This window comes from Caballeronia sp. A2-2, from assembly GCF_057612605.2.
In genome coordinates, this window is the sequence record NZ_CM172587.1 from 1,341,926 (window position 1) to 1,356,174 (window position 14,249).

Below are 14,249 nucleotides of genomic sequence, written 5' to 3' on the forward strand. Positions count from 1 at the left end.
TCGGCCAGCGGATGGACGCGGAGAATCGGTTCGTCAAACGCCGCGCGCGGTCGCGGACATGCGTGCGGTCCAAAACAAAACGGGCCGGCGGCGCAAACCGTGGCCCGTTCTGTTGGCTTTCGCAGCACGTGCAGCGGCGAAGCGGGCGGCGTTCATTCTAACGGCTCGCCGCGCCGTGCACGGATTGCCGCGCTCAGCGCGCCGCTTCGTGGCTCATCGAATGCGGCGTGGGTGTTTCGTCGATGGTTTCCAGATAGCGCTGCGCATCGAGTGCGGCCATGCAGCCGGTGCCGGCGCTCGTGATCGCCTGACGGTAGATGTGGTCCTGCACGTCGCCCGCCGCGAACACGCCCGCGATGCTGGTGGCCGTGGCATCGCCCGTGGCGCCGCCCTTGGTGATGATGTAGCCGTTCTTCATCTCGAGTTGGCCCGCGAACAGGTCGGTGTTCGGCTTGTGGCCGATCGCGACGAACACGCCTTGCAGCGCGATGTCGGTCGTGTCGCCGCTCTGCGTGCTCTTGATGCGCAAGCCGGTGACGCCGGACGCATCGCCCGTGACTTCATCGAGCACGTGATTCCATTTGATATCGACGACGCCTTCCTTTTCCTTCGCAAGCAGGCGGTCGATGAGAATCGGCTCGGCGCGGAACTTGTCGCGGCGATGAATCACCGTCACTTTCTTCGCGATGCCCGACAAATACAGCGCTTCCTCGACGGCCGTGTTGCCGCCGCCGATCACCGCGACTTCGCCGTTGCGATAGAAAAAGCCGTCGCACGTGGCGCAGGCCGACACGCCCTTGCCCATGAACGCTTCTTCGGACGGCATGCCGAGATATTGAGCCGATGCGCCCGTCGCAATGATGAGCGAATCCGCCGTGTACTCGCCCGAATCGCCGATCAGGCGGAACGGACGCTCGTTGAGCTTCGCGGTGTGGATGTGATCGAACACGATCTCGGTGTTGAAGCGGCGCGCGTGTTCTTCCATGCGCTGCATGAGTTCCGGGCCTTGCACGCCGGAAGGATCGCCCGGCCAGTTCTCGACATCGGTCGTGGTCATCAACTGGCCGCCTTGCGCGAGACCGGTGACGAGCAGCGGCGAAAGATTCGCGCGCGCGGCATAGACGGCGGCCGAATAGCCGGCGGGGCCGGAACCGAGGATCAGCACTTTGGCGTGTTTGGGGGATGACATGGCGATGGTCCGTTATCGATGGCAAGAGTCAGCGATGTGCGCAAAAACCGTGGCGCAGCGCCGACTCACCGTAGTTGGATGCAAAACCCCAATTATAAAGGCCGTCTCAAAAGCGTTCCGAATGAACCTTTCAATCGCGCTAATAGCAAAATGGCGCAGGAATGACGCACGATTACACGGAAGACGAAAGTGCGTTGCGCGCGTCACGAGTGTTACAGGATGCAAGAAGCTGCCGGTTTTTGCGCCGTTCACCGCAATGCAGCGTTTACAATAGGCCACCGTTCCATGCGGCTCATAGCGCGTGTCTGCGCGGGCCGCGACAAGCGACACAGAATCAATGGCCAAAGCTACTTACTCCGCGAGCCCGCAGGCGTTGCCGCACCGCATGTCCCGGCTTTTCACCGAGATTCGCTGGATTCTCCAGGTCGCCCTCGGACTGTTTCTGGTCATGGCGCTACTTTCGTACAGCCGAAAGGACCCGAGCTGGACGCACGCCGTCAATTACGATCACATCTCGAACTGGGCGGGGCGCGTGGGCGCGTACACGTCCGACATCCTGCTGCTCGTGTTCGGGCTCTCGTCCTACTGGCTGATCGTGCTGCTGGCGCGGCGCATCGTGTCGAATTACCGGCGCATCACGCAGCCGCCCATCGTCGATGAAGACGCACCGAAGGATCGCACCTGGCTCGCGGAAGCCTTCGCGTTCGTGCTCGTGCTGCTCGCCAGCGACGGCATCGAGGCGCTGCGCATGTGGTCGCTCAAGGTGCAGTTGCCGCGTGCGCCGGGCGGTGTCATCGGCGATGTCGTGGCGCGGCACGTGTCGCACGCGCTCGGTTTCACGGGCGCAACGCTGTTTTTGCTGATCGCGCTTGGTATCGGGCTTTCGCTGTACTTCCGGTTTTCGTGGCTTTCCGTGTGCGAGAAAGTCGGCGATGGCATTTTCTCCGCCGTCACGGGCGCGCGACTGCGCCGCGAGGCGGGCCGCGATCGCAAGCTCGGCGAGGAAGCCGCGTCCACGCGCGAAGTGAAGGTCGTGCGTTCGCGCGCCAAGACCGAAGATCACGAACCGGTGGTGATCGTGCCGCCCGTTAAGACGCCGCCGCGTTCCGAGCGCGCCGAGAAGGAAAAGCAGGTTCCGCTGTTCCACGATCTGCCGGGCGACTCCACGCTGCCGCCGCTCGCGTTGCTCGATCCTCCGCCCAAGACGCAGGAAACCATAGCTGCGGACACGCTCGAATACACCTCGCGTCTCATCGAGAAGAAGCTGAAGGACTTCGGCGTCGAGGTCGGCGTGGTGGCGGCGTATCCGGGGCCGGTCGTCACGCGTTACGAAATCGAACCGGCGACGGGCGTGAAGGGCAGTCAAATCGTAGGGCTTGCCAAGGATCTGGCGCGCTCGCTGTCGCTGGTGTCCATCCGCGTGGTCGAAACCATTCCGGGCAAGAACTTCATGGCGCTCGAATTGCCGAATCAGCGCCGGCAGACGGTGCGGCTCTCCGAGATTCTCGGCTCGGAGGTTTATGCCGCCGCTGCATCGCCATTGACGATGGGTCTGGGCAAGGACATCGGCGGGAATCCGGTGTGTGCCGATCTCGCGAAGATGCCGCACTTGCTCGTCGCGGGCACGACCGGTTCGGGCAAGTCCGTCGGCATCAACGCGATGATTCTCTCGCTCTTGTACAAGGCGAGCGCGGATCAGGTGCGGCTGATCCTGATCGACCCGAAGATGCTCGAAATGAGCGTCTACGAAGGCATTCCGCATTTGCTGTGTCCGGTCGTCACCGATATGCGGCAGGCGGGCCACGCGCTCAACTGGGCGGTCGCGGAAATGGAGCGCCGCTACAAGCTCATGAGCAAGATGGGCGTGCGCAATCTCGCGAGCTTCAATTCGAAGATCGACGACGCGAAGAAGCGCGACGAAAGCATCCCCAATCCGTTCAGTCTCACGCCGGACGCGCCCGAGCCGCTCACGCGTCTGCCGAACATCGTCGTGGTGATCGACGAACTGGCCGACCTGATGATGGTCGTCGGCAAGAAGGTGGAAGAACTGATCGCGCGGATCGCGCAGAAGGCGCGCGCGGCGGGCATCCATTTGATTTTGGCGACGCAGCGGCCGTCGGTCGATGTCATCACCGGGCTCATCAAGGCGAACGTGCCGACGCGCATGGCGTTCCAGGTGAGTTCGAAGATCGATTCGCGCACGATTCTCGATCAGCAGGGCGCGGAATCGCTGCTCGGCATGGGCGACATGCTGTATCTGCCGCCGGGTTCGGGTTTGCCGGTGCGCGTGCATGGCGCGTTCGTGTCGGATGAGGAAGTGCATCGCGTGGTAGACAAGCTGCGCGAACAGGGCGAGCCGAATTACATCGAAGGCATTCTGGAAGGCGGGCTGGCTGGCGACGGTGAAGAAGGCGCGGCGGGTGCAGGCGGCGGCGCGGGCGATGGCGAGTCCGATCCTTTGTACGATCAGGCCGTCGAAGTCGTCATCAAGAACCGGCGCGCGTCGATTTCGCTGGTGCAGCGGCATTTGCGCATCGGTTATAACCGGGCGGCGCGGCTGCTCGAACAAATGGAAAACTCGGGGCTGGTGTCGGCGATGTCGTCGAACGGCAACCGCGAGATTCTTGCGCCAGTGCGTGACGTGGAATAACCGCGCAAAGCGTGTAATGGAGAAAGGAAGATGAAGCAGCAAGCGGGGAAAATTCTGGCGCGCGCGTTCGGCGTGGCGCTTTTGTTGGTCGCATCGCAGGCGTTCGCGAGCGGCACGGAGCAATTGAAGGCGTTCGTCTCGCAGGTGCATGCGGCGCGCGGCGACTTCACGCAGCAGGAGGTCAAATCGCCGTCGAAGGGCGCAAGCGCGGCGAATGCATCCGCGATTCCCGCGCCGAGCGCGACATCGAGCGGCACGTTCATGTTCGCGCGGCCCGGCAAGTTCATTTGGTCCTATGTGAAGCCGTACTCGCAAGTGCTTCAGGCCGATGGCGACAAGCTCTACGTGTATGACAAGGATCTGAATCAGGTGACGGTGCGCAGTCTTGGCGGTTCGCTCGGTGCGAGTCCGGCAGCGATTCTTTTTGGCAGCAACGATCTGGACAAGAACTTCAATCTGCGCGATGCGGGCGAGAAGGGCGGCATCGACTGGCTCGAACTCACGCCGAAAGCGAAGGACACGCAATTCGAGACCGTGGGCATCGGCTTCAAGGACGGCAATCTTCAGGCGATGGAACTGCACGACGTGTTCGGCAATGTCACGCTGCTGACGTTCTCGAACATTCAGAAAAACCCGCCGATCAAGAGCGACACCTTCAAGTTCAACGTGCCCAAAGGCGCGGACGTGATCAACGGGTAAGCATCGTTTTTGTTGGTGGCGCGGCCGGCCTCACGGTCGCGCGCTTTATATCTTTATCGTTTTAGTTGTAGGTGGTGACGATGGTCACGGCTGCAGCGCTGTCTGGCCGTGCGGGTTGCATCGACAAAATGCCGCCGGATTTGCCGAGATGGTATGCGCCGGTCGATGCGCGTGTGATGCGTTGCCCGCGTCCATCGACGAAGCCGATCTTCATGGCGGCACTGGCGTTCAGCGCCACATCCGCGCTCGGCATGCTGGATGGCGGCGCGATGAATGTCACCGTCGCCGCGCGCCCGAACGCGCTATCGCTCTCGATACTGCTCTGCGCGATGTACCCGCCCGATTGCATTGCCACCGAAAACGGCGGCGCGACCAACGCACCCTTGAAGTAAATCGTCCCCCCCGGAACGGTGAACGCCGCCGCACTCGCGGATGCGCTCGCCACCGCGCCCCATACCGCGATTCGTCCGGCCCAGTTCGCCACCTTTGATCTCGATCGACTCATGTTTTCCTCGGCAAGAAAGCGTGCGCTGATTGGTGCGCTTCGACTCTTAAATGAGTTCTTGTTGGTGTGAGAAAAGAATAAGAGAAGTCCGATCGAAAGCGCAATATATTTTTCGATGAAATCGCGAAAAGCCCTGTGAATAGGAGCGTTGTGGCGTTCGTTATGCTTATTAAATTGCTTTATGGCAGTCGTTAAGGTGCGCGCGCATTCAGTTTGGAGCGATGTTGATTTTGGCGGGATTTCATCTTGCGCAGACGATGCGCAATAGCCCGGCTAGCGCGCCTAAAAGATATCCACATTTTCAGTGGACGACATTGTTGAAAACGCGCTGGCAACTCCCTTAACTCCATGAACGCAAAGGGGAAGTGAAGCGCGCTTCACTTCCCCTCGACCTTATCCCCGCAAACCGTGCACAGACATGTGGATAACCTGCGCATCAACACCTCAACGTATTGATGCACAAAGCATATTCCACGACGCGCGCAATTGAAGCACGCCTCAGGAAGCCAACGCCGCCCGCCGCGTCGAAACCAGCACGAGATAACACACCGCCCCAAGCACGAGCGAAGGCAACGTCGCGCCCAGATTCGGCAGCCATTGATTGATTGCGTGATACGCCGTGATCCCGATGGCCCAAGCGATAAACGCGCTCACATGCCAGCCGCCCGAATATGCATAACGCCCGCTCGTATCGGCAAGCGCCGCAGTATCCACGCGCCGCTTGCGCACGATGAAGTGATCCACCAGCACGACGCCGAACAGCGGCGCGAAGACCGAGCCGATCAGCAGCAGGAAGTTCTGATACTTGCCCATCGCGACGACGAGCGCGACGAGCGTGCACAGCGCGCCAAACGCGGCCGACAGCATCGGCACGCTCATGCGCGACCAGAACGTGCCGGTCGATACCGCCGCCGAATGGATATCCGCGAAGGCGTTGTCGATCTCATCGATGAGAATCAGCAGCAGCGCGATGCCGCCACCCGCCTGCGCGAGCGCGACGGTCAGCAACGCATCCCCACCACCCGCAGCCAGCCCATACACCGCGCCAAGCGCGTAGAACCACAGATTGGCGATGCCGCAGCCCAGCAGCGTGCCGCGAAACGTGCCGCCCGCGCTGCGCCCGAAGCGCGTGTAATCGGCGATCAGCGGAAGCCACGAGAGCGGCATCGCGACAACCAGATCGATGCCCGCGCCAAACGCCAACTCACCCGTGCCGGGACGCGCCAGCAATGCGCCGATGTCCTGCTTCGCGAGCAGATTCCACGTCAGCCAGCCCGCGCCCGCGAGCAGCAGCCAGATGCCCCACGTGCGCAAAAAGCGCCGCACGAAGGAGAGCGGGCCGGTGATCGCAAGCAGCGTCGCGAGCACGCCGAAGATTAGCGTCCAGACGAGCGGCATCGAGAGATTGAAGGATTGCTTGACGAGGGCATCGGCGGAATCGCGCATCACGATGATCTCGAACGAGCCCCAGCCGACCAGTTGAACCGCGTTGAGCACGGCGGGCACGGTCGCGCCGCGCACGCCGAGCGTCGGGCGCAGCGACGACATCGCGGCCAGCCCGGTGTCCGTGCCGATCACACCCGCAAGCGCCAGCAACACCACGCCGATCACCGAGCCGATGGTGATGGCGACGAGCGCGTGCGTCAGCGACAGCCCCGGCACGAGCAGCGCGCCCGCCTGCGCGACCAAGAGGCCGATGCCGAGCGAGAACCACAGCGCGAAGGCATCGCGCGTGCCGAACGCGCGCCGTTGCGCGGGAACGGGCGTGAGCGGCGCGTAGGTGGCGGTATCCGTGTTGTCTTGCTGCATGGGTTTGCGTCCCTATATTGTTGGTGTCGATGGCCGGCGCTTCTTACAAAACGCGCGGCTGTCATAATGTTCCGATTCTGCGGCCTTGCCGCCCGCGTGTGCATCGGCCGAACGGATAGTCCGTATGGATAGTCCATATGGCCAATGCAAAAACGCGGGAGAAGAGGGCAAGATTATCGCCGCCTTTGAACCACCCGCGCCAACCACCCGACAGCCCATGTTCGAAGAAACCCGTGGCAACGTTCCGCTTGCGGAGCGCCTGCGTCCCCGCACCGTCGACGATGTGATCGGGCAGAAGCATCTGCTCGGGCCGAGCAAGCCGCTGCGCGTCGCGTTCGAATCGGGCGAGGCGCACTCGATGATTCTGTGGGGCCCGCCCGGCGTCGGCAAGACCACGCTCGCGCGCCTCATGGCCGATGCCTTCGACGCCGAGTTCATCTCACTGTCGGCGGTGCTCTCGGGCGTGAAGGATATTCGCGAGGCGGTGGAGACGGCGCAGATTCATCGCGCGAACGGGCGGCAGACGCTCGTGTTCGTCGATGAAGTGCATCGCTTCAACAAAAGCCAGCAGGACGCGTTCTTGCCGCACGTGGAATCGGGCTTGTTCACGTTTGTCGGCGCGACGACCGAGAATCCGTCGTTCGAGGTGAACAGCGCGTTGCTGTCGCGCGCGGCGGTCTATGTGCTGAAAAGCCTCGACGCCGATGAGCTCAAGACGCTGCTCGAACGCGCGAGCAATGAACTCGGCAATCTCACCTTCACCGACGAAGCGCGCGATGCGCTCATCGGCGCGGCGGACGGCGACGGCCGCAAGCTACTCAACAATTCGGAAATCGTCGCGCGCGCGGCGGCGCAGCAAAAGAAAAGCGAGATCGACGGCCCCTTGCTCGGCAGCGCGCTCACCGAGAATCTGCGACGTTTCGACAAGGGCGGCGACGCGTTCTACGATCAAATCAGCGCGCTGCACAAATCCGTGCGCGGCAGCAATCCGGACGCTGCGCTCTACTGGTTCTGCCGCATGATCGACGGCGGCGCGGACCCGCGTTATCTCGCGCGGCGCATCGTGCGGATGGCGTGGGAGGATATCGGCATCGCGGATCCGCGTGGGGCGCGCATCGCGCTGGATGCAGCGGAAACCTACGAGCGGCTCGGCTCGCCCGAAGGCGAACTTGCGCTCGGGCAGGCGCTCATCTATCTGGCCGTCGCGCCGAAATCGAACGCGGGCTACAACGCGTACAACGAGGCGCGGCGTTTCGTCGGCAAGGATCAGTCGCGCGGCGTGCCGGTGCATCTGCGCAACGCGCCGACCAAGCTGATGAAGGAACTCGGCTACGGTCACGAGTACCGTTACGCGCACGACGAACCGGACGCCTACGCCGCCGGCGAAACGTACTTGCCGGACGGCATGCGCGAGCCGCACTGGTATCAGCCGACGCCGCGCGGTCTTGAAAGCAAGATCGGCGAGAAGCTCTCGCGCCTGTCGGAACTGGACGAGGCGTGGCGGCGCGAGCACAAAGAGGAAAAGAAGCGTTGAGCGGCTTCGTTTCGCTCCCGCCATCCGCTTGTTTCGATCCATGCGCGGATGCGTCAACTAGACTCGACCAGAAGCCGGTCAATCGCGCAGCGGCCGTGCGCTAAAATCGACCATTCCGATTACTTAACATTGCATCCCCCGACATGCTCGACATCACAAACCTCCGCAAAGACCTGGACGGCGTCGCGAAGCGTCTGGCCGAACGCGGCTTCACGCTCGACGTCGCCGCGTTCGCCGCGCTCGAAGTCGAACGCCGCGAGATCCAGACGCGCACCGAAGAACTTCAATCGCGCCGCAATACGCTGTCCAAACAGATCGGCGCGATGAAAGGCCGGGGTGAGGATACGTCGGCGGTCATGGCGGAAGTGGGCGGCATCGGCGACATCATGAAGGAATCGGCGGCGAAGCTGGACGATATCCAGAAGCGCCTGTCCGATCTCATGCTGACCGTGCCGAATCTGCCGCACGAAAGCGTGCCGGTTGGGCGCGACGAATCGCAGAACGTCGAAGTGAAACGCTGGGGCACACCGCGCGCGTTCGACTTCGAAGTGAAGGATCACGTGGATGTCGGCGCGCCGCTCGGCCTCGATTTCGAAACGGGCGCGAAGCTCTCGGGCGCGCGCTTCACGCTGCTGCGCGGGCCGATTGCGCGGCTGCATCGCGCGCTTGCGCAGTTCATGATCGACACGCACACGGAGCAGCACGGCTATACCGAGGCGTACACGCCGTACATCGTCAATCCGGAGATCTTGTTCGGGACCGGCCAGTTGCCCAAGTTCGCGGACGACATGTTCCGCGTGGAGAAGGGCGGCGACGAGAACACGGTCACGCAGTACCTCATTTCGACGTCCGAAATCTCGCTTACGAACACGGTGCGCGAGAGCATTCTGGAGGCGAGCGCGTTGCCGGTGAAGCTCACCGCGCATTCGCCGTGCTTCCGCTCGGAAGCGGGCTCGTATGGACGCGACACGCGCGGGCTGATCCGTCAGCATCAGTTCGACAAGGTGGAAATGGTGCAGGTCGTCGCGCCCGAGCATTCGTACGCGGCGCTCGACGAGATGGTCGGTCAGGCGGAAGCGATTCTGCAGAAGCTCGAATTGCCGTATCGCGTGATCACGCTGTGCACGGGCGACATGGGTTTCTCGGCGGCGAAGACCTTCGATCTGGAAGTGTGGCTGCCGGCGCAGAACACGTATCGCGAGATTTCGAGCTGTTCGAATACCGAAGCGTTTCAGGCGCGTCGCATGCAGGCGCGTTTCCGCAATGCGCAGGGCAAGCCGGAGTTCGTGCATACGCTCAATGGTTCGGGACTGGCGGTGGGACGTACGCTCGTCGCGGTGCTGGAAAACTTCCAGAACGCGGATGGTTCGGTGACCATTCCGGCGGTCTTGCGGCCTTATATGCGCGGGGCTGAGCGCATCGAGGCACCGGCTGCGGCCTGACGCATTTTTGCAAAAAGGGTATTGGAAAGCGCGAAATACTTGGATATACTTTCGTTCTTCGTTGAGCAACGACCCGCTTCACGAAGGCCGATCGAAGTAAAGCGCGATAGGTAGACGGAGAGGTGGCAGAGTGGTCGAATGTACCTGACTCGAAATCAGGCGTACGGTTTTCCCGTACCGTGGGTTCGAATCCCACCCTCTCCGCCAAGATACAAAACCCCGCAAGCTGTCACGGCTTGCGGGGTTTTTCGTTTTGCGGCTGACTAGAACATCGCGCTCAAATCGTACACCGCGCCACGTCGAACCGAAGCTCCGGTTCCGGCACGCCGCCGTCATCGCTGGCGGACTGCTGCACCTTGATGACCGAACCATAGACCGATGGCGTCACCGTCACGAGCCACGCGTTCGAGCCGACCATCACTTCCGTCGTGCCCTGATCGCGCGCGATGTGCGCCGATGGAATCATCCGCTCGAGACATCCCGATACATCCGACGCCGTGCGCGCCGACGAAACATGAATGACCGGTTGCGATGCCCGCAAGGCGGGATTGGTCGTGGTCGAGCCACAACCTGCAAGCGTGGCTACACCGGCAAGTACAACAGCAAATCGAAGCAAAATCCCTCCTTCAAACGCGTTCCAAATCGCGCTCACTAGACCACAAACATACCTGCATAACAAGGGCGGCCACGCTTTCAATTCAAGGAGAAAACGCCTTTGCAAACCTTGCGGAAAGAGGCTGATTTGTCCGCAAGTGCTATCATCGGCCCCATTGTTCCTGAAGCGCTCCCGAAGCGCGGCGCGCCTCGAAACGGCAGAAAACGCCACAGGAACCCGCACGAATCCATCGCATTGCTCAATGGCCATCACGATCAAGACTCCTGCCGACATCGAGAAACTACGCATCTCCGGCCGCATGGCCGCCGAGGTGCTGGCGATGATCGGCGAACATGTACGCCCCGGCATCACCACCGACGAACTCGACGCCATTTGCAATCGCTTCATCGTCGATGAACTGAAAGCCGTGCCGGCGAACGTGGGCTACATGGGCTTTCCGAAGACGGTCTGCACGTCGGTCAATCACGTGGTCTGTCATGGCATTCCGGGGCCGAAGGCGCTCAAGGATGGCGACATCATCAATATCGATGTGGCCATCATCAAGGACGGCTACTACGGCGATACCAGCCGCATGTACTTCGCCGGCACGCCGGACAAGGATGCTCAACGCCTCGTCGAAACCACGTATGAAGCGATGGTCGCCGGCATCCGCGAAGTGCGTCCCGGCGCCACGCTCGGCGATGTCGGCGCGGCCATTCAGTCGGTCGCGCATCGCGAAGGGTTTTCGGTGGTGCGCGAGTATTGCGGTCATGGCATCGGCCGCGTGTATCACGAAGATCCGCAAGTGCTGCATTACGGTCAGCGTGGCGCGGGCCTGCGTCTGAAGCCCGGCCTCGTCTTCACCATCGAGCCGATGATCAACGCAGGCCGTCCCGCCACGCAGCAGTCGCGCGATGGCTGGACAGTGACCACGAAGGACCGCTCGCTCTCCGCGCAGTGGGAGCACATGGTGGCCGTGACGGAAGAGGGCTTCGAGTTGCTGACGCCCTGGCCGGACGGCACCGGTGCGTATGCCGCGCCCTGATCGACGCCGTGCGCCAATGCGGTGCGCAACGCGCAGCGTGTGCGTTGTAAAGCACTTTCCGGGATTTAGGAATTGACGGGTTCGCCCGTTCAGTTGAAGCTATGGAATGGTCCGGGCGTCCGACTCAAGCGGACGCGCCAAAGAGGCCATCACGCCAGAGAGAAACACTCCGCATGAGCGTCCGCATGAGTCCTTCACTGACCGTCAGCCGTATTGCCGATGAACAGGGTGCGGTCCTGCGCGAACTGCGCACGGCGTCGCTGCGCGAAGCGCCCTACGCATTTGGCGAGACGCTCGCGGAAGCGCTGCTCGTCGAACCTTCGTCCTTCGGCGAAACCGCCGCCTTGCACGCGCACTCTGCGCGGCTCGCCACCTTTCTGCTTTATACCGAAGGGCATCCCTGCGGGCTGGTGCATGCGTATATCGAAGAAGGCGAGACCGAGCGCGCCTTCGTGAATGCGCTGTGGGTCGCGCCAGCGGTGCGTCATCTGCGTGGCGGGGAATTGCTCGTCAACGTGGCATCGCAATGGCTTGCGCAGCAGGGTGCATCGGAAGTGCATGCGTGGATCGCGGAGGAGAACCGGACCGCCATGCGCTTCTACGAAAGGCTGGGCTTCGGTCCCACCGGCGACCGTCGCGCGATGCTCTCGAACGAGGCCGGCGCGGAATCCCTCTACGTGCGTCACGTGCAGCCGGGACAGGACGCATAACATCACACGCATCGCTTCCCGCACGTCACTTTCTCCACGCACTGCTCGTATTCCTTAGCTGCAAAACGGCCGTAAAAATTATGGCCGTGTGCGGCAACGCCTGTAAAATACGCAAAATTTTTGGCCGTTCCTATGTCGCTCAACAAAACGCCCTTCTTCGAACTGCGCAGCGGCTCCGTCGATACGCTTCTCTTCGTCGTCAAGACTCCCGACCTCGATGCCCTGCGCACCGAACTCACGCGACGCTTCGAGGCGACTCCCGAATTCTTCGCGGGCGATGTCGTCGCCATCGACGTGCGGCGTCTGGCCGAAGGTGAGCGTGTGTCCCTCGCGGAACTCGAAAAGCTGCTCAGGAGCGTGCGCATGCGTCCGGTCGGCGTGTGCGCGTTGCCCGCGCAGAACTGGGCCATCGAATGGGCGAACGAAGGCGGCCTGCCGGTGCTCGAAGCACGCGACCGGCGTGGCGCACCCAAGCCTTCGGTCGATGAAGTCAAACCCAACACGGATGCCGCCAAGGTGATCGAAGCCGCCGTCGCGAAAGAGCCGCCGCCCGCCGCGGTGCCGCAGGCGACGACCATCATCGACCGGCCGCTGCGTTCGGGTCAGCAGGTGTATGCGAAGGGCGATGTCATCGTGCTCGGGCTCGTGTCCTACGGCGCGGAAGTCATCGCGGAAGGCAATATCCATATCTATGCGCCGTTGCGGGGGCGCGCGCTCGCGGGCGTCCACGGCAATCTCGACGCGCGAATTTTCTGCACGTGCCTGGAGCCGGAACTCATCTCGATCGCGGGCATCTATCGCACGACCGAGAACCCGCTGCCGGCCGATGTGGCGAGCAAGCCGGTGCAGATCTGGCTGGACGAAGAAAAGCTCATGATCGAACCGCTGCGTCTGACCTGAGCCGCCGCGCGCCCGATGCCTTTGGCGCGCGCCCGAGCGTTCGACGTGTGCGGACTTATTTGACGAACACAAGGTACCTGTATGGCAAAAATCATTGTGGTGACTTCGGGAAAGGGCGGCGTCGGCAAGACGACCACCAGCGCGAGCTTCGCATCGGCGCTCGCATTGCGCGGCCATAAAACGGCCGTGATCGACTTCGATGTCGGTCTGCGCAATCTCGACCTCATCATGGGTTGCGAACGCCGCGTGGTGTACGACCTCATCAACGTGATTCAGGGTGAAGCGAACCTGCATCAGGCGCTCATCAAGGATAAGAAGCTGGAGACGCTGTACATCCTGCCGGCCTCGCAGACGCGCGACAAGGACGCGCTCACGCTCGAAGGCGTGGAGAAGGTCATCGACGAATTGGTGAAGATGGACTTCGAATTCATCATCTGCGATTCGCCGGCGGGCATCGAATCCGGCGCGCTGATGGCCATGCACTTCGCGGACGAAGCGCTCATCGTGACGAATCCGGAAGTGTCGTCCGTGCGCGATTCGGACCGTATCCTCGGCATTCTCGCTTCGAAGACCAAGCGCGCGATCGAAGGCAAGGAGCCGGTGAAGGAGCATCTGCTCATCACCCGCTACAACCCGAAGCGCGTCTCCGAAGGCGAGATGCTTTCTCTCAACGACATCCAGGAGATCTTGCGCATCGAGCTGATCGGCGTGATCCCGGAGTCGGAAGCTGTGCTGCACGCATCGAACCAGGGCTTGCCGGCCGTGCATCTGGATGGCACGGATGTCGCCGAGTCGTACAAGGACGTGGTGTCGCGCTTTCTCGGGGAAGAGAAGGCGCTGCGCTTTACCGACTATCAGAAGCCTGGTCTGCTGCAACGCATCTTCGGCACCAAGTAAGGGGACGCAATGTCGATTCTTTCGTTTTTGCTGGGCGAGAAAAAGAAATCCGCTTCGGTCGCGAAGGAACGCTTGCAGCTGATCATTGCGCACGAGCGCGCGGGTGGCAGAGCCGCCGCCGATTATCTGCCGGCGTTGCAACGGGAACTGGTTGCCGTGATTTCGAAGTACGTGAAGATTTCCGACGATGACATTCGAGTGAGCCTGGAACGTCAGGACGATCTCGAAGTACTGGAAGTAAAGATCGAGATTCCGCAGGCGTAAGCGAATACCG

Annotated in this window: 13 protein-coding genes and 1 tRNA gene; 10 read left to right on the plus strand and 4 right to left on the minus strand. The window is 62.1% G+C overall.

Annotated features, from left to right (window positions below):
- Positions 1 to 193 precede the first annotated feature (193 nt).
- Positions 194 to 1,189 carry a thioredoxin-disulfide reductase gene (gene trxB / locus ACZCWR_RS06315; RefSeq protein ID WP_487302857.1) on the minus strand — a complete coding sequence of 332 codons (996 nt, stop codon included), beginning with the start codon at positions 1,187 to 1,189 and terminating at the stop codon, positions 194 to 196.
- Between the two features lie 337 nt (positions 1,190 to 1,526).
- On the opposite strand from trxB, the gene ACZCWR_RS06320 reads away from it, so the two are divergent.
- A complete protein-coding gene (locus tag ACZCWR_RS06320) occupies positions 1,527 to 3,839 on the plus strand; it encodes a DNA translocase FtsK (protein ID WP_487302858.1) in 2,313 nt (770 codons plus the stop codon).
- A gap of 30 nt (positions 3,840 to 3,869) precedes the next feature.
- Complete coding sequence (gene lolA, locus ACZCWR_RS06325) at positions 3,870 to 4,538, plus strand: outer membrane lipoprotein chaperone LolA (RefSeq protein ID WP_487302859.1); 669 nt, start codon at positions 3,870 to 3,872, stop codon at positions 4,536 to 4,538.
- Between the two features lie 61 nt (positions 4,539 to 4,599).
- On the opposite strand, the gene ACZCWR_RS06330 is transcribed toward lolA, so the two are convergent.
- On the minus strand, positions 4,600 to 5,043 hold the full coding sequence (locus tag ACZCWR_RS06330) for a hypothetical protein (protein ID WP_487302860.1): 444 nt from the start codon (positions 5,041 to 5,043) through the stop codon (positions 4,600 to 4,602).
- A gap of 498 nt (positions 5,044 to 5,541) precedes the next feature.
- Entirely contained in the window at positions 5,542 to 6,852 is a 1,311-nt protein-coding gene (gene cytX / locus ACZCWR_RS06335; RefSeq protein ID WP_487302861.1) for a putative hydroxymethylpyrimidine transporter CytX, read from the minus strand.
- A gap of 217 nt (positions 6,853 to 7,069) precedes the next feature.
- Between cytX and ACZCWR_RS06340 the strand changes: the two genes are divergently transcribed.
- From ACZCWR_RS06340 to ACZCWR_RS06350, 3 genes are all read left to right on the plus strand, one after another.
- Entirely contained in the window at positions 7,070 to 8,386 is a 1,317-nt protein-coding gene (locus ACZCWR_RS06340) for a replication-associated recombination protein A (protein WP_487302862.1), read from the plus strand.
- Between the two features lie 143 nt (positions 8,387 to 8,529).
- Complete coding sequence (gene serS / locus ACZCWR_RS06345; protein WP_487302863.1) at positions 8,530 to 9,828, plus strand: serine--tRNA ligase; 1,299 nt, start codon at positions 8,530 to 8,532, stop codon at positions 9,826 to 9,828.
- A gap of 116 nt (positions 9,829 to 9,944) precedes the next feature.
- Positions 9,945 to 10,035, plus strand: a tRNA-Ser gene (locus ACZCWR_RS06350).
- A 70-nt stretch (positions 10,036 to 10,105) separates the two neighbouring features.
- Here ACZCWR_RS06350 and ACZCWR_RS06355 read toward each other — a convergent pair.
- Entirely contained in the window at positions 10,106 to 10,444 is a 339-nt protein-coding gene (locus tag ACZCWR_RS06355; RefSeq protein ID WP_487302864.1) for a hypothetical protein, read from the minus strand.
- Between the two features lie 241 nt (positions 10,445 to 10,685).
- Here ACZCWR_RS06355 and map point away from each other — a divergent pair, with 241 nt between their 5' ends.
- The 5 genes from map (at position 10,686) to minE (ending at position 14,239) form a co-directional block, all read left to right on the plus strand.
- The gene (map, locus tag ACZCWR_RS06360) at positions 10,686 to 11,468 is read left to right on the plus strand and encodes a type I methionyl aminopeptidase (protein ID WP_487302865.1); all 783 of its coding nucleotides are present in this window, start codon (positions 10,686 to 10,688) and stop codon (positions 11,466 to 11,468) included.
- A 185-nt stretch (positions 11,469 to 11,653) separates the two neighbouring features.
- Positions 11,654 to 12,178 (plus strand): GNAT family N-acetyltransferase, encoded by a 525-nt coding sequence (locus ACZCWR_RS06365; RefSeq protein WP_487302866.1) that lies wholly within the window; start codon positions 11,654 to 11,656, stop codon positions 12,176 to 12,178.
- Positions 12,179 to 12,310: 132 nt separating this feature from the next.
- On the plus strand, positions 12,311 to 13,078 hold the full coding sequence (gene minC / locus ACZCWR_RS06370; RefSeq protein WP_487302867.1) for a septum site-determining protein MinC: 768 nt from the start codon (positions 12,311 to 12,313) through the stop codon (positions 13,076 to 13,078).
- Between the two features lie 81 nt (positions 13,079 to 13,159).
- Entirely contained in the window at positions 13,160 to 13,975 is an 816-nt protein-coding gene (gene minD, locus ACZCWR_RS06375) for a septum site-determining protein MinD (protein ID WP_487302868.1), read from the plus strand.
- Between the two features lie 9 nt (positions 13,976 to 13,984).
- Positions 13,985 to 14,239: a cell division topological specificity factor MinE gene (gene minE / locus ACZCWR_RS06380; RefSeq protein WP_016344622.1), complete on the plus strand. Its 255-nt coding sequence runs from the start codon at positions 13,985 to 13,987 to the stop codon at positions 14,237 to 14,239.
- The last annotated feature ends 10 nt before the right edge of the window (positions 14,240 to 14,249 follow it).

Excerpts from the sequence above, each read along its gene's own strand:
- trxB (WP_487302857.1), bottom strand. The coding sequence starts at position 1,189 with ATGTCATCCCCCAAACACGCCAAAGTGCTGATCCTCGGTTCCGGCCCC.
- ACZCWR_RS06320 (WP_487302858.1), top strand. The coding sequence starts at position 1,527 with ATGGCCAAAGCTACTTACTCCGCGAGCCCGCAGGCGTTGCCGCACCGC.
- lolA (WP_487302859.1), top strand. The coding sequence starts at position 3,870 with ATGAAGCAGCAAGCGGGGAAAATTCTGGCGCGCGCGTTCGGCGTGGCG.
- ACZCWR_RS06330 (WP_487302860.1), bottom strand. The coding sequence starts at position 5,043 with ATGAGTCGATCGAGATCAAAGGTGGCGAACTGGGCCGGACGAATCGCG.
- cytX (WP_487302861.1), bottom strand. The coding sequence starts at position 6,852 with ATGCAGCAAGACAACACGGATACCGCCACCTACGCGCCGCTCACGCCC.
- ACZCWR_RS06340 (WP_487302862.1), top strand. The coding sequence starts at position 7,070 with ATGTTCGAAGAAACCCGTGGCAACGTTCCGCTTGCGGAGCGCCTGCGT.
- serS (WP_487302863.1), top strand. The coding sequence starts at position 8,530 with ATGCTCGACATCACAAACCTCCGCAAAGACCTGGACGGCGTCGCGAAG.
- map (WP_487302865.1), top strand. The coding sequence starts at position 10,686 with ATGGCCATCACGATCAAGACTCCTGCCGACATCGAGAAACTACGCATC.
- ACZCWR_RS06365 (WP_487302866.1), top strand. The coding sequence starts at position 11,654 with ATGAGTCCTTCACTGACCGTCAGCCGTATTGCCGATGAACAGGGTGCG.
- minC (WP_487302867.1), top strand. The coding sequence starts at position 12,311 with ATGTCGCTCAACAAAACGCCCTTCTTCGAACTGCGCAGCGGCTCCGTC.
- minD (WP_487302868.1), top strand. The coding sequence starts at position 13,160 with ATGGCAAAAATCATTGTGGTGACTTCGGGAAAGGGCGGCGTCGGCAAG.
- minE (WP_016344622.1), top strand. The coding sequence starts at position 13,985 with ATGTCGATTCTTTCGTTTTTGCTGGGCGAGAAAAAGAAATCCGCTTCG.